Source organism: Bradyrhizobium sp. WSM1743, from assembly GCF_000473065.1.
Taxonomy (GTDB): domain Bacteria; phylum Pseudomonadota; class Alphaproteobacteria; order Rhizobiales; family Xanthobacteraceae; genus Bradyrhizobium.
This window is the reverse complement of record NZ_AXAZ01000003.1, coordinates 152,983-166,993: the sequence shown is the minus strand read 5'-3', so window position 1 is coordinate 166,993 and position 14,011 is coordinate 152,983. Positions and strand designations below refer to the sequence as shown.

The 14,011-nt window shown below is 64.2% G+C and carries 19 protein-coding genes; 3 read left to right on the top strand and 16 right to left on the bottom strand.

What is annotated here, in order from left to right; all coding sequences use genetic code 11:
• Positions 1-10: 10 nt before the first annotated feature.
• Entirely contained in the window at positions 11-1,153 is a 1,143-nt protein-coding gene (locus YU9_RS0104620) for a mechanosensitive ion channel family protein (RefSeq protein WP_027571712.1), read from the bottom strand.
• Between the two features lie 125 nt (positions 1,154-1,278).
• Here YU9_RS0104620 and YU9_RS0104615 point away from each other — a divergent pair, with 125 nt between their 5' ends.
• Positions 1,279-2,529, top strand: a complete 1,251-nt coding sequence (locus tag YU9_RS0104615) for a DUF763 domain-containing protein (protein WP_027571711.1) — start codon at positions 1,279-1,281, stop codon at positions 2,527-2,529.
• A 36-nt stretch (positions 2,530-2,565) separates the two neighbouring features.
• Here YU9_RS0104615 and YU9_RS0104610 read toward each other — a convergent pair whose 3' ends face one another.
• The 10 genes from YU9_RS0104610 to YU9_RS0104565 all read right to left on the bottom strand — a co-directional run bounded on the left by YU9_RS0104610 (position 2,566) and on the right by YU9_RS0104565 (position 7,425).
• Positions 2,566-2,808 carry a hypothetical protein gene (locus YU9_RS0104610; protein ID WP_027571710.1) on the bottom strand — a complete coding sequence of 81 codons (243 nt, stop codon included), beginning with the start codon at positions 2,806-2,808 and terminating at the stop codon, positions 2,566-2,568.
• Positions 2,809-2,843: 35 nt separating this feature from the next.
• On the bottom strand, positions 2,844-3,107 hold the full coding sequence (locus YU9_RS0104605) for a hypothetical protein (RefSeq protein WP_027571709.1): 264 nt from the start codon (positions 3,105-3,107) through the stop codon (positions 2,844-2,846).
• Between the two features lie 15 nt (positions 3,108-3,122).
• Complete coding sequence (locus YU9_RS0104600) at positions 3,123-3,350, bottom strand: hypothetical protein (RefSeq protein WP_027571708.1); 228 nt, start codon at positions 3,348-3,350, stop codon at positions 3,123-3,125.
• A gap of 1 nt (position 3,351) precedes the next feature.
• Positions 3,352-3,552 carry a hypothetical protein gene (locus YU9_RS0104595; RefSeq protein WP_027571707.1) on the bottom strand — a complete coding sequence of 67 codons (201 nt, stop codon included), beginning with the start codon at positions 3,550-3,552 and terminating at the stop codon, positions 3,352-3,354.
• Between the two features lie 14 nt (positions 3,553-3,566).
• A complete protein-coding gene (locus YU9_RS0104590) occupies positions 3,567-3,752 on the bottom strand; it encodes a hypothetical protein (RefSeq protein WP_027571706.1) in 186 nt (61 codons plus the stop codon).
• Between the two features lie 39 nt (positions 3,753-3,791).
• The gene (locus YU9_RS0104585; RefSeq protein WP_027571705.1) at positions 3,792-4,220 is read right to left on the bottom strand and encodes a CBS domain-containing protein; all 429 of its coding nucleotides are present in this window, start codon (positions 4,218-4,220) and stop codon (positions 3,792-3,794) included.
• Between the two features lie 71 nt (positions 4,221-4,291).
• The gene (locus tag YU9_RS40985) at positions 4,292-4,753 is read right to left on the bottom strand and encodes a DUF2267 domain-containing protein (RefSeq protein ID WP_036017027.1); all 462 of its coding nucleotides are present in this window, start codon (positions 4,751-4,753) and stop codon (positions 4,292-4,294) included.
• A gap of 129 nt (positions 4,754-4,882) precedes the next feature.
• Positions 4,883-6,121 carry a cytochrome P450 gene (locus YU9_RS40980; protein WP_036017046.1) on the bottom strand — a complete coding sequence of 413 codons (1,239 nt, stop codon included), beginning with the start codon at positions 6,119-6,121 and terminating at the stop codon, positions 4,883-4,885.
• A gap of 100 nt (positions 6,122-6,221) precedes the next feature.
• Complete coding sequence (locus YU9_RS0104570) at positions 6,222-6,545, bottom strand: hypothetical protein (protein WP_027571704.1); 324 nt, start codon at positions 6,543-6,545, stop codon at positions 6,222-6,224.
• A gap of 106 nt (positions 6,546-6,651) precedes the next feature.
• The gene (locus YU9_RS0104565; RefSeq protein WP_027571703.1) at positions 6,652-7,425 is read right to left on the bottom strand and encodes a ferredoxin--NADP reductase; all 774 of its coding nucleotides are present in this window, start codon (positions 7,423-7,425) and stop codon (positions 6,652-6,654) included.
• Between the two features lie 157 nt (positions 7,426-7,582).
• Here YU9_RS0104565 and YU9_RS0104560 point away from each other — a divergent pair, with 157 nt between their 5' ends.
• Complete coding sequence (locus YU9_RS0104560) at positions 7,583-8,779, top strand: amidohydrolase family protein (protein WP_027571702.1); 1,197 nt, start codon at positions 7,583-7,585, stop codon at positions 8,777-8,779.
• A gap of 124 nt (positions 8,780-8,903) precedes the next feature.
• Positions 8,904-9,605, top strand: a complete 702-nt coding sequence (locus tag YU9_RS0104555; RefSeq protein ID WP_027571701.1) for a hypothetical protein — start codon at positions 8,904-8,906, stop codon at positions 9,603-9,605.
• Positions 9,606-9,609: 4 nt separating this feature from the next.
• Here YU9_RS0104555 and YU9_RS0104550 read toward each other — a convergent pair whose 3' ends face one another.
• From YU9_RS0104550 to YU9_RS0104530, 5 genes are all read right to left on the bottom strand, one after another.
• Positions 9,610-9,999 carry a hypothetical protein gene (locus YU9_RS0104550; RefSeq protein ID WP_027571700.1) on the bottom strand — a complete coding sequence of 130 codons (390 nt, stop codon included), beginning with the start codon at positions 9,997-9,999 and terminating at the stop codon, positions 9,610-9,612.
• A 157-nt stretch (positions 10,000-10,156) separates the two neighbouring features.
• Positions 10,157-10,612: a MarR family winged helix-turn-helix transcriptional regulator gene (locus YU9_RS0104545; protein ID WP_027571699.1), complete on the bottom strand. Its 456-nt coding sequence runs from the start codon at positions 10,610-10,612 to the stop codon at positions 10,157-10,159.
• Positions 10,613-10,626: 14 nt separating this feature from the next.
• On the bottom strand, positions 10,627-11,331 hold the full coding sequence (locus YU9_RS0104540) for an ABC transporter ATP-binding protein (RefSeq protein ID WP_027571698.1): 705 nt from the start codon (positions 11,329-11,331) through the stop codon (positions 10,627-10,629).
• Entirely contained in the window at positions 11,328-12,119 is a 792-nt protein-coding gene (locus tag YU9_RS0104535; protein WP_027571697.1) for an ABC transporter ATP-binding protein, read from the bottom strand. The genes YU9_RS0104540 and YU9_RS0104535 overlap by 4 nt, the downstream gene beginning before the upstream one ends.
• Positions 12,116-14,005 (bottom strand): ABC transporter permease, encoded by a 1,890-nt coding sequence (locus tag YU9_RS0104530; RefSeq protein ID WP_027571696.1) that lies wholly within the window; start codon positions 14,003-14,005, stop codon positions 12,116-12,118. The genes YU9_RS0104535 and YU9_RS0104530 overlap by 4 nt, the downstream gene beginning before the upstream one ends.
• Positions 14,006-14,011 lie beyond the last annotated feature (6 nt).

Here is a 14,011-nt window from a genome sequence, read left to right as displayed (position 1 = left end):
TCCGCGCTGTTCAGTTGTGGGGGCTCGCCCGCCGCGTCTCCGGCGTCGCGGATCGCCGCAGGAAATCTGCATCGTCGTCGCCCGACGGGATCAGGATCGCGCGTTCGCGCGGCAGCGCTTCTGGCATCTCGTCGCGAATGAAGGCCACGAGCTTCTCCCTGATCTCGCAGCGCAGGTCCCAGGACTGCGGTGCATTCCTGGCGCTGACCAGCGCCCGAAGCTCGATGGTGCGCGAATCGGCATCGATCACCTGGAGGTTGACTACCGCGCCGTCCCAAAGCTTGGACTGCTTCGCCGCCTCTTCCAGCCAACGCCGGATGCGCGGCACGTCGGCACGATAATCGACATGGAGCCCGATCACACCGATCAGGGACGCGGTGTCGCGCGTCCAGTTCTGGAACGGCTTTTCGATGAAATAGGACAGCGGCACCACCATGCGGCGCCAGTCCCACAGCCGGATCACGACATAGGTCGAGGCGATGTCCTCGACCCAGCCCCATTCGTTCTCGATGATCACGGCGTCCTCGATGCGGATCGGCTGGGTGATCGCAATCTGCAGGCCCGCGATCAGATTGCTCAGCAGCGGCCGCGCGGCAAGACCGACGATGATGCCGGCCGCGCCGGCGGAGGCGAACAGGCTGACGCCATATTGCTTCACCGAGTCGAACGTCATCAGCGCGGTCGACACCGTGATGATGACGATGATGGTGTCGGTGACGCGCTTGAATACGCGCACTTGCGTGACGTGCTTGCGCGCGATGAAATTCTCGGTGACGTCGCGAAAGTTCTGCAGATAGCGCGCCGCGCTCATGTCGACGATCCGGATCGAGATCCAGCCGGTCAGGGCGATGAAGGCCACCACGAACAGGCGCGTCAGCGGGGTGCGGATCATGTCGTCGAGCGGCGCAAGCGGCAGCACGAGCGCGACGGCGGCGAGGCAGAGCGCCATTTGCGCCGGGCCCGCCGTACGCTTGATGAACACACCCAAGAGCGGAAGACGGGTTCCGAAGGTGCGGTTGAGCGACCAGGTCGCGATCCGATGGACGAACAGCGCGACTATGATCGCACCGGCAACCAGGCTGAGACCGATGAACCATGACGGTATCCAACCAAACATCCCGTCGATGTCGGCCATGAGCCCCTGCCAATTCATAACTTTCCCCGTCGCTGCATTGCTGTCAGCGCCCAACGCGCTGCGGCGGGCTTCGCTCCCCTGTCTCGTGCAACGCAGCATCCCCCTGGTGCAACCGTCGCCGGAATGCGCTAATTTGGCTACCCATGACTCGACGTACCGGCAGCGCCGATCTTCCTCTTCACACTGGACGGGTTCCGCCGTGGCTGGCGAGTCGCATGTCCTCGCTGGGGGCGATCGTCACCCAAGCGATCGTGCATCATTACGGCCGCGATGCGTTTCTTCAGCGCCTGTCGCATCCATTCTGGTTCCAGTCGTTTGGCGCCGTGATGGGCATGGACTGGCACTCTTCCGGCATCACCACCTCCGTGATCGGCGCACTGAAGCGCGGGCTCGGACCGCTTCAGGACGAGCTTGGGATTTATGTCTGTGGCGGCCGAGGTCAGCATTCGCGCAAGACGCCGGACGAGCTGTTGCAACTCGGCGACCGCGTCGGGTTCGACGGCATCAAGCTGACCCGTGCCAGCCGTCTGGTGGCCAAGGTCGACAGCGCCGCGGTCCAGGACGGCTTTGACCTTTACCTGCACGGCTTCTTCGTGACCGCCGACGGCAAATGGACGGTGGTGCAGCAGGGCATGAACGGCGACAAGCGGCAGGCGCGACGCTATCACTGGCATTCCGAGGCGCTGAAGAGCTTTGTCGATACGCCGCACAGCGCGATCGACGGGCCGCAGCAGGGGGAGATCGTCAATCTCACCGATCATCGCGCCGATATTTCCCGGACGGCACAACTCGAGCTGCTCACCGAGCTCGGCCCGGATCGCATCATCTCCGAATTCGAACGGCTCATGGGGACCGAGTCCACGCCGGCACAAGGCACGCTGCCGCATCTGATCATGCCCGCACATCACGACGTCCGTCCCAAGGACGTGTTCGCGCGCCGCCTGCACGGCACGCTCGCCGCCGCAGCCGAGCGTGGCCCGGTCGATTTTCCGGAACTGCTGCTGACGCCGGGCGTCGGAGCGCGCACCGTGCGCTCGCTCGCGATGGTCGCGGAGGTCGTGCACGGCGCGCCCTACCGCTTCACCGACCCCGCGCGCTTCTCGCTCGCCCATGGCGGCAAGGACCGACATCCCTACCCCGTTCCGATCAAGGTCTATGACGAGACCATCCGGGTGCTGAAGGGCGCGATCCAGCACGCGAAGCTCGGACGCGAGGAGGAGATGCTGGCGATCAAGCGCCTCGACGACCAGGCGCGACGGCTGGAACGGACCGCACAGGGCCCCTCGGTTGCGGCTTTCATCGCCGGTGAGCGCGCCGCCTCACCGGATCTGGATGGTCGCTCGGTGTTCGGCTGGGAGCGCGATCTTGCGCCCACGAAAAAGCGGACCGGCTGAACGCCGGTCCGCAAGTTGGCGGGAGGAACGCCCCTCTCAGGTCTCGTCGGTCTTCGGCTCCTCCTCGAGCCGATTGGCCGCGTGGTCCTGATACTGTTCGGTCTGGATGAACTTGCTGTCCATGCCGCGAATGTCCGAATGCTGGGCCTTGTCCCGGTTGGACAGGACCATGTTGTCGCCGATCTTGTCCTTGGGGACTTCGGCCATGGCGCCAGTACCGTCGCCCTTGCCATGCATGCCGGATCTGAAATGCGTCTTGCTGCCATGCCCACCTGGCATTGGTCTCTCCTCTTGCAGTGGTCGGTCTCTGACGCTCAGTGCTTCTGTTGCGCTGGCGTCGGCTTCGGCGGCTTATGGCCGCTCTGACCGGGATCGTTGTGCTTGTTGTGGTCGCTTTCCTGGTTCAGGCCGCCGCGGCTCACCGGAAACTCGCTTTGACGTGCCTCCGGGTTGGCACGATGGGTTGACGTATCTCGGCGGTTATGGCCGACAGCCTGCTCAAGCTCTCGCGCATCCGGAACATCGGGCTTGCGCTCAAGAATGCGTATTTGCTGCTCGTGGGTCTTCTTGCCTTGCATCCTGCGCCTCCGGTCTCATCGGCCTCTTCGGGGCGAGCCGCTCCGCGCAACGTCCTTATCGATGCCGCCACCGATGTTCACGTCGTTCTCGACGTCGCCTTCGATCGTGTTCTCGCCAAAGGCCTCCTCGAGATCGTCAGACGAGACGCCCGCCATGTTCGTCCCCTTTGATCCGCCGATCAGGGGATTATCGCGGATGTCCTTTTCGGTCGGCGCGTAGAGCTTGGGTTGCTTATTGGTCATGTCACCTGTCTCCGCCCTTTCCGGCCTCGTCGTGCGTATGATGGGAATCGCGCTCTCCACCACCGCCGGAGATCCGGCTGTGGCTGCGCTGCGGATCGTCCGCCGGCGGCTTCTTTACCTCCAGCGGCGCCTTCGCATTCTCATGCGAGGCGCCGGGGCCGCCCTGACGAATGCTGTTTGGTGTCTTGGTGGATGTCGACATGAATGTCGTCCTCCTCAACGATCTTGCTGATAGCCTTGATTGGTCGTGTTCTGCTTGATGTTGCCCTGCTGTCCCTGCTGGTCCGGATTCTGCACACGCTGCTGACCGTGCGGCGTCTGGTCCGCGCGGGCCTGCTTGCTGTCGCCAGTTCCCTTCGGACTCTGGTTGGCGTCTGGGACGGGTGGCATCTTGCTGGCCATGAGGACCTCCTTCGTGGAAAGTGACGTCTTGAGGCGGTGTCAGTGCCGTTCCCGCGCAGCGGGTGCGGAGATGTCCTTCAATGCGTCTTGCGCGCATTCGTCGTCCGCCCTGCTGATGTCTGCGAGTGCAACGACGCCGACCAGGCGCTTCTGCCGGTTGATTACCGGAAGCCGGCGGATCTGGTGCGTGGCCATCACCTGCGAAGCGCCTTCCACATCGTCGTCTTCAAAGCAATAACAGACGCCCTCGGACATTACCTCGCGTACCGACGTGTTGCCCGGCGCGCGTTCCTCGGCCACCGCGCGCGTGACGATGTCCCTGTCGGTGACCATGCCGATGAGGCGATCATTCTCGCCCACCGGCAAGGCTCCCACATTGTCGTCACGCATCCAGCGAGAGGCTTCCCGTATGGTCATGTTGGGATCGGCGATGTGGACGGATGGTGTCATGATGTCGTGAACCTGCATGCTGGATCTCCGATAATTCCTCGGGATGTCAGCGGGCTAACGCCGGCATCGCGGGGAAGGTTTCTGTCGGCCTAGTGCGACATACGCCTCTCGTCCGTCGTGCCGGGTTCCATGCTCCAGATCGCCCGCACGTCCTCTGGCAAGGCCTCCCGGACCTTTTCGATCTGGCCCGCGGTCAAGTGCCGGGAGAGAACATTGAACACGGCGCGTGCCGCATCCTCCGTATTGACCGGTCGCCCGAATTTCAGTTCCTCCGCGATGAGCTGAAGAAACTCTTCCAGCGATCGCACCCGCCTCGGCATCGTCGATGGCCGGAACTGATCATAGTACGCGCCGCGGACCAGCAGCGGCAGCTGTGATCCCAGATGCGCCGCAAGGTCCACCGGCAGGCGATCGCGTATCGCGTGCAGCACGGCGGCCGTCACACGCCACGACTGCTGATCGTCCAAACCGATTTGTTCGCTGATCTCGTTGAGCCAGAGATGCGTCGTCTGTGCTGTCTTGTCGAATACTGGAATCGCACTGGAACTCATTGTGAACCTCCGCTTCGGATTTCGAGGTCTGGATCACAACAGGTGCGATCACGCACCGTTCCTGGCCGCGGCGCAAACTTCAGATGAAATTTGCACTCGGAACGAGCGCGATGTCAGAGTTGCGGTTCGTCAAGCGGCCTGCCGGGTCGACATCGCCGTTATAGCGTCGTCCAGAACCGGAAGCTTCTCGAGCGCACGAATGCCCGGCCTGCGACGCCACCGAATTTGCGAAGGCTCGACAGCCAGCCGGAGGTTTGGCCAACGCACGAACAGCGCTTCCAGCGCGCAGGCCGCCTCGATGCGCGCGAGCTGATGGCCGAGGCAGAAGTGGATTCCCGTGCCGAACGAGATATGGCGGTTCGGCTTACGCTCGAGATCGAGGCTCTCGGGACGATCATGCATCGCCGGATCCATGTTCGCAGCGGCGAGCATCACCATGACGCGGTCGCCTTTCTTCAGGCGCACGCCTTCGACCTCGACATCGCGCCGCACATAGCGCGGCTTGGAGAATTGCACCGGCGAGACGAAGCGCAGGAACTCCTCGACCGCAAGCCCGACGCGGCTCCAGTCCTGTTCCAGCCAGTCGCGCAGCTCGGAATTCCTGAGCAGCTCGTAGACGGACCCGCTGATGAGATGCGTGGTGGTTTCCGATCCCGCCCCGAGCAACAGAAACACCATCGAAACCATTTCATCTGGCGTGATCTGGCCGCCTTCGCGCTCGACCTGGATCAGCTCGGCAATCAGACCCTCGCCGCCCTGCACGCGTGCGATCTGCAATTGCTGCTCGAGGTAGGCGCGCATCTTGCGAACCGCGAACAACAAGCGGAAGAAGCTGACGACATTGGTCAGCGATGACATCGCGTTGGCCCAGGCGATGAACTTTGGACGATCGGCCAGCGGCAGGCCCAGCAGCTCCGAGATCACGGCGAGCGGCAGGATTCGCGCATAGCGCTGGACGAGATCGGCTGGGCGTTCCTTCGCGAACAACTGATCGGCGAGACCGTCGGCGATGGCGCGAATTCGCGGCTCCATCGCGACGATCGCACGGCGGCGAAAAGCCTCGTCCACGATGCTGCGCAGCCGCGTGTGATCCGGCTCGTCCATCGCCAGCATGTTATTGGTGATGGTCCTGACGTACCTCGGCATCCACCAGCGCAAACCCGCGACGTCGCCATCTTCCTTGCGCAACGTGAAGGTCGCGCCGTCCTTCAGGACCTGCGCGGTGGCGTCATGGGTCGTGGTGATCCAGACATCGCCAACGATAGGAAATCGCGTCGCCACCAGGGGGCCGGACATGCGCAAGGTCGCGATCGCCTTGGGCGGATCGCGAAAGAAGGCCTCGCTGGTGAAATCGAGGCGCGCTGTCATGGGTCACCCGAGCGATTGGTCGCGTATCACCGAGATGGTGCACGGGGCGGCCGGTGCAAGGGGACGCCTCCTCTCGGCCGCAGACGTGGAGGGATGGCGCCTATCCGCGCCCGGGTGAACGCTGCCCGCTCTTGCGCTGCTGCTGCGTGTACGCGTCCCAATGGCTCCAGCTGCCATTGCTGAGGCTTTGCAGGTCGGTTGCGAGCGGACGGCGCGTACGCTTGTCGTGATCGGCGATCGCGCGCTCCGACTGCGCGATCTTCCGCTTGAGTTCCGCGATCGACTTCTGGGTCTGACCGTTCCGCTTCGAGGTGGCGATCTCGCCCATCGTGAAGCGCGCGGTCTCCAGCGCCTTCAACTCGGCGCGATTCTTCTTCAACTGAACCCGGTGCCAGGCGATGTTGCTGTCGCTGTCCGCAACCATGTGGGAACTCCGCTGATTCGGTCCCACATAGTATCGTGTGCCGAATCGGCGCCGCAACGCCCCGGCGATGGCGAAAATACGATCTTCTCGCGCAGAAATTCCGGACTCAGCGTTCGGCGAACGCCTTTTCGACCACGAACTGGGCCGGCTCGCCGTGATTGCCCTCGACGAAGCCGCGCTCGCCAAGGAGCACGCGGGTGTCCGCGACCAACGCCGGGCTGCCGCAGATCATGACGCGGTCATGCGCCGCTTCCAGCACCGGCAGGCCGATATCGGTGAACAGCTTGCCTGACGTGATGAGGTCGGTGATGCGGCCGCGGTTGCGGAAGGGATCGCGGGTCACGGTCGGGTAGTAGATCAGCTGGTTGCGGATGTACTCGCCGAGCAGCTCGTCCTTCGGCAGATGCTCGGTGATCATCTCGCCATAGGCGAGCTCCTTGACGTGTCGGCAGCCGTGCAACAGCACCACCTTCTCGAACCGCTCGTAGGTCTCGGGGTCCTTGATCACGCTCAGAAACGGCGCAAGGCCGGTGCCCGTGCCGATGAGGTAGAGGTTGCGGCCCTCCTCCAGATTGTCGATCACCAGCGTGCCGGTGGCCTTGCGGCTGACGATGATCTCGTCGCCTTTCTTCAAATGCTGGAGGCGCGAGGTCAGCGGGCCGTCCGGCACCTTGATCGAGAAGAACTCCAGCGTGTCCTCGTAATTGGCGCTGGCGACGCTGTAGGCCCGCAGCAGCGGCTTCTCGCCGACCTTGAGCCCGATCATGGTGAATTCGCCGTTGCGGAAGCGGAAGGTCGGGCTGCGGGTGGTCTTGAAGGAGAACAGCGTGTCGGTCCAGTGGTGGACGCTCAAAACGCTTTCCTGATTGAAATTGCTCATCTCACCCTTCCGTGTCGCTTCTGTGCGGTTTCCGAGGCGGTCAGCTATGCGTCGTTTGTACACGATCATTCGTATACTAATGAATAATCCGGCTTGATCCCGCGGTCAAGGCTGCCCAAGATCGGAAGCGTTGCAGTTAAGGAAAAGGACCCCTTTCATGGCGCATGACGCACCCCAGGCCACCGGACCCTCGAAGCTGGTGATCCGCAATATCGGCCTGATCCTGTCCGGCGCTTTGGAAAGGCCGATCCTGGACGGCGACACCATCGTCGCCGAGAACGGCAAGATCACCGCGATCGGCCGCTTCAAGGACGTCAACACCGAAGGCGCGACCACGATCGTCGACGCTAACGGCACCACGGTCGCGCCGGGCCTGATCGACAGCCACGTCCACCCTGTCGCCGGCGACTGGACGCCGCGGCAGAACCAAATCAACTGGATCGACAGCTATCTCCATGGCGGCGTCACCACCATGATCTCCGCCGGCGAGGTGCACATGCCGGGCCGGCCCCGCGACGTCGTCGGCCTCAAGGCCATGGCCGTGTTCGCCCAGCGCGCGTTCTGGACCCTGCGTCCCGGCGGCGTGAAGGTTCACGCCGGCGCGCCGGTGATCGAATGCGAGATGGTTGAGGAAGACTTCAAGGAGATGGCCGCCAACGGCGTCAAGCTGCTCGGCGAGGTCGGCCTGGGCGGCGTCAAGGACGGACCGACCGCGCGCAAAATGGTCGGCTGGGCCCGCAAATACGGCATCCAGAGCACCATCCACACCGGCGGCCCCTCGATCCCCGGCTCCGGCCTGATCGACAAGGACGTGGTGCTGGAAGCCGACACCGACGTGGTCGGCCACATCAATGGCGGCCACACTGCCCTGCCCGACGACCAGATCCGCTGCATCTGCGAGGGCTGCAAGCGCGGTCTCGAGCTCGTGCACAACGGCAATGAGCGCTCCGCCCTGTTCACGCTGCGGACCGCGCGCGAGATGGGCGATCTGCACCGCGTCATCCTCGGCACCGATGCGCCCGCCGGCTCCGGCGTGCAGCCGCTCGGCATTCTGCGCATGGTCTCGATGCTGTCCTCCCTCGGCGAGTTGCCGGCCGAGATCGCCTTCTGCCTTGCCACCGGCAACACCGCGCGCATGCGCGAACTCGATTGCGGCCTCATTGAAGTGGGCCGTTCCGCCGACTTCGTCATCATGGACAAGGCCCAGCATTCGCCCGGCAAGAACATCCTGGAGAGCGTGCAGCTCGGCGACCTCCCCGGCATCGGCATGACCATCATTGACGGCATCGTGCGCACCCAGCGCAGCCGCAACACGCCTCCGGCCGGCAAGGTACCGGAGGTGGTGGCGAAGTGACGCAGCCGGAGCGGCCCGCCGCTCGCATCGTCCCTCGAAGGCATTGAACAAGTCGCAAGCCTGTTGCGTCTAACGCAGGCAGCCCTCGGCGGCGGCAGTTCATTGTTCGACCATCGAGGGAGACATGAAGAACTCATCACGGATAGCCGTCGGCGTTGCTGGCGCGGTGGCGGGCTATATCGCCATATTTGTGCTGTTCTCCCTGCTCGGCGTCGGCAACCGGGCGGACCCGATCACATCGGGTCTGCTGGGACTGTTCGTCTACTCGCCCACGGGTGCAATCGCCGGTGCGGTCCTCGCCAATTGGCTCGTGACGCGTTCAGGCAAAGATACAGGGCAGGACGCAGGCATCGGCGGCGTCGCGCGGAACAGCTTGAAGTCGCTCGGCATCGTCGCCCTGCTGTGCACCGCCGGCATCGGCGCCTACATTGCCTACGCTTACGCGACCGCAACGCCCTGGCTCAACCGCAACGGCGCCAATCCCCTGCTCGTGTTCGAGGTCCGCTTTCCGGCGGGGATAACGGTGCCGACATCAGCACAGGGCATCACCATCGAACTGCAAACCGACCTCAACACCATGCCGGGCGAAGTCAGTCCCGCCGCGTTTTATCGCGACGGCGATCAGGCCGTTATCGCCGGCGAAGTCGAGCTGGCGTTTCGAACCTCGCACCGGCAGCTCGCCGTCAATGTCCAGGGCCAGCCGAGCCGAATCTATCCCATCGATTTGACGGCCCGAGCGCCGCATACGCCGGAATTCGGAACGTGGCGGCGGCTTGGTGACGGCAGCGAGATCCGCTACCGCGCCAAATGGCCAGGAAAGACGTAAGAGATCAGCGCTTCTTTGCAATCTCACAGCGCACATAGGTCTGGCGCTTGGCCCGCCCAACTGGACCATTGTCCATCACCAGTCTGCCATCCGCAGCGAGGGAGACGCGAGGATTGGAGCGAAATTTTTCGCCCTCGCCTTCGCAGGCCAGCTTCATTTTCCAGCCGAGCCTTCCGTCGGCCGTGATCTCGCTGGCGCGGCACCGCGTCTCGTACCAGTACAGGCGGTTGCCGCCTTCGATGCTCATGCGGTTGGGACTATCGTCGTCGCGACAGTCCTTTTTGGTCGAGGCCCAGAAGCCCTCGTAAGGCTGCGCCGCCAAGGCGGGAGCGCATTGGCCCGCGAACACGGCACCAAGACTCAAGACAACTGCAAAGCGCCTCGCAACTCTCATGACCAAAACCTCGATAAACCCTTCATCGAGGTTAGTCGCCAGTTCCGGCACCTTGTTCAACTGCCGTAGAGTAGGCAAAGGCGCGAAGCGCCGTGCGAATTTTGCGACTCGAGAAAGGATGGTGGGCACGCCTCGCTTTGCCCACCCTACGGCACCTTCATCTGAGCTTGTTGAGCAGCGCCATCAGCGTCTCGCGCTCTTTCGTGTCGAGCGGCGCCAGCGTCTCGCGGGTGATCGCCAGCGCATTCGGCGCCAGCTTTTCGGCAAGCTGCTGACCGGCGCGGGTCAGGCTGACCAGCAGCCGCCGCCCGTCCTCGGGATCCTGGCTTGTCTCTGTGAGGCCCCGCGCGGTGAGACGATCGATCACGCCCTTGATGGTCGCGACGTCCATCGCCGTCAGGCGCCCGAGCTGGTTCTGCGAGCACGGCCCGGTCTCGGCCAGTTTCGACAGCGCCGCCCATTGGGTCGGCGTCAGGTTGGTGCCGATGTCGCGGGAAAAGATCGAGCTGTGGCGCTGCCAGACCTGGCGCAGGATGAAGCCGACCTGCTCGTCGAGCACGTAAGGCGGCTTCGCCGGTTTAGCGTTTTTTTTCGCCGCGACGCTTCTCGCCATCCGTGCCCCACCCCTTACAACGACAAATGCGCGTCGCGGATATCCGGACGCGCATCGAGCTCGGCCATGGTGCCGCCGAAGCAGATGCGGCCGCGCTCGATGATGTAGGCGCGATCCGAGATCAGCCGCGCGAAATGCAGATTCTGCTCGGAGACGACGATGCTGACGCCTTCCTTCTTCATGGTCAGGATGGCATCGACCATCTGCTCCACGATCTTCGGCGACAGGCCCTCCGACGGCTCGTCCAGCAGCACCAGCGATGGATTGCCCATCAGCGTGCGCGCGATCGTGAGCATCTGCTGCTCGCCGCCGCTCATGCGGCCGCCGGGGCGGTTCTTCATCTCGCCGAGGTTCGGAAACAGCGCGAACAGTTTTTCGCGCGTCCAGTGCGGCGCGTTCGGGCGCTTCGGCTGGCGGCCGACTTCGAGATTCTCCTCGACGGTCAAGTCCGTGAAGATGCGCCGCTCCTCCGGCACGTAGCCGAGGCCTTCGCGCACGATCTCGTGTGTCGGCTTCGCCGAGACGTCCTTGCCCTCGAACATGATCCGGCCGGAGCGCTGGGCGACGAGGCCGACGATCGACCGGAACGTCGTCGACTTGCCCGCGCCGTTTCGACCCAGCAGCGCAACCACCTCACCCTCGCCGACCTCGAAGCCGATGTCGAACAGGATGTGCGCCGGGCCATAGTGGCTGTTGAGGTCCTGCACCGTGAGCTTCATGTGGAGGCTCCCTCGCGATGGCGGGCATCGTAGACCAGGCCCTCGCCGAGATAGACCGCCTGCACCTGGGGATTACCACGGACCTCGGCCGGCGAGCCCTCGGCGATCAACGTACCGCGGTTGAGCACGATGATGCGGTCGGCATGCTCGAACACCACGTCCATGTCGTGCTCGGTGAAGAGCACGCCGATCGATTTTTCGCGCGCGATGCGCGCGGTCAGCCGCATCAGGTCGACCCGCTCGCGCGGCGCCATGCCGGCGGTCGGCTCGTCCATCAAGAGCAGTTTTGGCTGGTTGGCGAGCGCGACCGCAAGCTCGAGCCGCTTGAGGTCGCCATAGGCGAGCTCGCCGCAGGGACGGTCCGCGTAGCCGCCCATCCCGACCAGTTCGAGCAGGCGGCCGGCCTCGCCGCGGTCGAACTTCGGCGCCGAGCCGAAGAGATTGAACAGCTGCCTCCCGTGCGAGATCAGCGCGACCTGCACGTTCTCGCGCACGGTCATGGTGGCGAAGGTCGCGGTGATCTGGAACGTGCGCCCAACGCCGAGCCGCCAGACCTCACGCGGCTTCCTGCCTGTGATTTCTTCACCCAGCAGGCGGACGTGCCCCGAGTCCGGCTTGTTCTGGCCGTTGAGCATATCGAAGCAGGTGCTCTTGCCCGCGCCGTTCGGCCCGATCAGCGCCAGGATCTCGCCGGCCTGCAGCGCGAACGAGACACCGCGCACGGCATGGATGCCGCCATAGGATTTGGTCAGGCCTTCGACCGTGAGAAGTGGGGGTGCGACGCTCATTCGGCGGACTCGATCGGCTTGGCAAGCAAGGGGGATCCCGGCGGCGAGGACTTCCTGCGGCGCTGCGCCAGCATCTCCAGCATGCCGACGATGCCCTTCGGGAAGACAACGACGATCAGCATGATGAAGCCGCCGAGCACGAGCTTTGACAGATCGGTCTGGCTGACCAGCCAGATGTTCAAAGCCTTGTAGACGATGGCACCGATCACCGCGCCCGACACCGTCTCGACACCGCCGAGCAGCACCATGACCAGCGCGTCGACCGAGAGCGAGATGCCGAGATTGTCGGGGAACACGCTGCCCTTGAGGTAGGCGAACAGCGCACCGCCGATGCCGGCGGTCGTGCCTGCAATCACGAAAGCGGTCCACTGGATGCGCTTGGCATCGATGCCGATCGCCTCGCTGCGCAGAAGCGAGTCACGCGTGGCACGAAGCGCGTAGCCAAACGGCGAGAACACCATGGCCCGCAGCGCGATCGTGACCAGCGCCGCGACGCCCAGCGCCAGCCAATAGAAATGCGACGGGCTCGCCGCCCAGCTCGACGGCCAGAGGCCCAGAATGCCGTTGTCGCCGCCTGTCACGTTCACCCACTGGAACGCGATCGACCATACGATCTGCGCGAAGGCGAGCGTCAGCATCGCGAAATAGACGCCGGAGAGCTGCACCGCGAAGAAGCCGAACACCGCGGCGCCCAGACAGCCGAGCAAAGGGCCGAGCAACAGGCACACGATCATCGGCAGCCCCGCCATCTTGGCGAGGAAGGCAATGCCGTAGGCACCTAGCCCGAAATAGGCGGCGTGACCGAACGAGGCGAGCCCGCCGACCGACATCAGGAAGTGCAGGCTGACCGCGAAGATCACGAAGATCGCGATCTCCGAGCCGACGGTCAGCGCGTAATTGCCGGCAAACAGTGGCAGCGTCGCCGCGATGACGAGCGCCGCCAGCGAGGCCAGCCGCTCGTTCGACGTCAGCGGCCGCCAGGGATTGACGGTGAGACCCGGCGTCTTGCGCGCGGCCGCCTCCGGCTTGCCGAACAGGCCCCAGGGACGCACGATCAGCACCACCGCCATCACCAGGAAAACCAGGATGATGGAGATCTTCGGAAAGATCAGGATGCCGAACGCATTGAGCTCGGAGACCAGCACGGCGGCGACGAACGCGCCGACGATGCTGCCGAGGCCGCCGATCACGACCACGACGAAAACCTCGACGATGATGCGCAGATCCATGGCGTGATGCACGGCATCGCGCGGGATCTGGAGCGCACCGCCAAGAGCGGCGAGGAAGACGCCGACCGCGAACACCGACGTGAACAGCCACTTCTGGTTCACGCCAAGAGCCGCGACCATGTCGCGGTCCTGCGTCGCCGCACGCACCAAGACGCCCCAGCGCGTGCGCTGGAACAGCAGCCAGAGAATACCGAGCACGACCGGGCCGAGCACGATCAGGAACAGATCGTAGCTCGGGATGTTCTGGCCGAAGAAGTCGATCGCGCCCTTGAACCCTGGCGCGCGGCGGCCGACGAGGTCGTCGGGACCCCAGATCAGCACGACGAGATCCTCGACCATCAAGGTCAAGCCGAAGGTCGCGAGGAGCTGGAACAGTTCGGGCGCATGATAGATGCGCCGGAGCAGCACCATCTCGACGATGACGCCGATCAGCGCCACCGCAAGCGCGGCCAGCACGATGCTGCCCCAGAAGCCGAAGGCGCCGGAAAGGCGTTCGGTGAGCGTGAAGGCGATGTAGGCGCCGATCATGTAGAAGGCGCCATGCGCGAAATTCACGATCCGGGTCACGCCGAAGATGATCGACAGGCCCGAGGCCACCAGGAACAGCGACGCTGCGCTGGCGAGACCGGTCAGAAACTGTACGACGTAAAAGGCCATCGGCGG

What these genes read in the sequence shown, in the direction of transcription:
- YU9_RS0104620 (WP_027571712.1), bottom strand. Translation starts at nt 1,153, where the DNA reads ATGAATTGGCAGGGGCTCATGGCCGACATCGACGGGATGTTTGGTTGG.
- YU9_RS0104615 (WP_027571711.1), top strand. Translation starts at nt 1,279, where the DNA reads ATGACTCGACGTACCGGCAGCGCCGATCTTCCTCTTCACACTGGACGG.
- YU9_RS0104610 (WP_027571710.1), bottom strand. Translation starts at nt 2,808, where the DNA reads ATGCCAGGTGGGCATGGCAGCAAGACGCATTTCAGATCCGGCATGCAT.
- YU9_RS0104605 (WP_027571709.1), bottom strand. Translation starts at nt 3,107, where the DNA reads ATGCAAGGCAAGAAGACCCACGAGCAGCAAATACGCATTCTTGAGCGC.
- YU9_RS0104600 (WP_027571708.1), bottom strand. Translation starts at nt 3,350, where the DNA reads ATGACCAATAAGCAACCCAAGCTCTACGCGCCGACCGAAAAGGACATC.
- YU9_RS0104595 (WP_027571707.1), bottom strand. Translation starts at nt 3,552, where the DNA reads ATGTCGACATCCACCAAGACACCAAACAGCATTCGTCAGGGCGGCCCC.
- YU9_RS0104590 (WP_027571706.1), bottom strand. Translation starts at nt 3,752, where the DNA reads ATGGCCAGCAAGATGCCACCCGTCCCAGACGCCAACCAGAGTCCGAAG.
- YU9_RS0104585 (WP_027571705.1), bottom strand. Translation starts at nt 4,220, where the DNA reads ATGCAGGTTCACGACATCATGACACCATCCGTCCACATCGCCGATCCC.
- YU9_RS40985 (WP_036017027.1), bottom strand. Translation starts at nt 4,753, where the DNA reads ATGAGTTCCAGTGCGATTCCAGTATTCGACAAGACAGCACAGACGACG.
- YU9_RS40980 (WP_036017046.1), bottom strand. Translation starts at nt 6,121, where the DNA reads ATGACAGCGCGCCTCGATTTCACCAGCGAGGCCTTCTTTCGCGATCCG.
- YU9_RS0104570 (WP_027571704.1), bottom strand. Translation starts at nt 6,545, where the DNA reads ATGGTTGCGGACAGCGACAGCAACATCGCCTGGCACCGGGTTCAGTTG.
- YU9_RS0104565 (WP_027571703.1), bottom strand. Translation starts at nt 7,425, where the DNA reads ATGAGCAATTTCAATCAGGAAAGCGTTTTGAGCGTCCACCACTGGACC.
- YU9_RS0104560 (WP_027571702.1), top strand. Translation starts at nt 7,583, where the DNA reads ATGGCGCATGACGCACCCCAGGCCACCGGACCCTCGAAGCTGGTGATC.
- YU9_RS0104555 (WP_027571701.1), top strand. Translation starts at nt 8,904, where the DNA reads ATGAAGAACTCATCACGGATAGCCGTCGGCGTTGCTGGCGCGGTGGCG.
- YU9_RS0104550 (WP_027571700.1), bottom strand. Translation starts at nt 9,999, where the DNA reads ATGAGAGTTGCGAGGCGCTTTGCAGTTGTCTTGAGTCTTGGTGCCGTG.
- YU9_RS0104545 (WP_027571699.1), bottom strand. Translation starts at nt 10,612, where the DNA reads ATGGCGAGAAGCGTCGCGGCGAAAAAAAACGCTAAACCGGCGAAGCCG.
- YU9_RS0104540 (WP_027571698.1), bottom strand. Translation starts at nt 11,331, where the DNA reads ATGAAGCTCACGGTGCAGGACCTCAACAGCCACTATGGCCCGGCGCAC.
- YU9_RS0104535 (WP_027571697.1), bottom strand. Translation starts at nt 12,119, where the DNA reads ATGAGCGTCGCACCCCCACTTCTCACGGTCGAAGGCCTGACCAAATCC.
- YU9_RS0104530 (WP_027571696.1), bottom strand. Translation starts at nt 14,005, where the DNA reads ATGGCCTTTTACGTCGTACAGTTTCTGACCGGTCTCGCCAGCGCAGCG.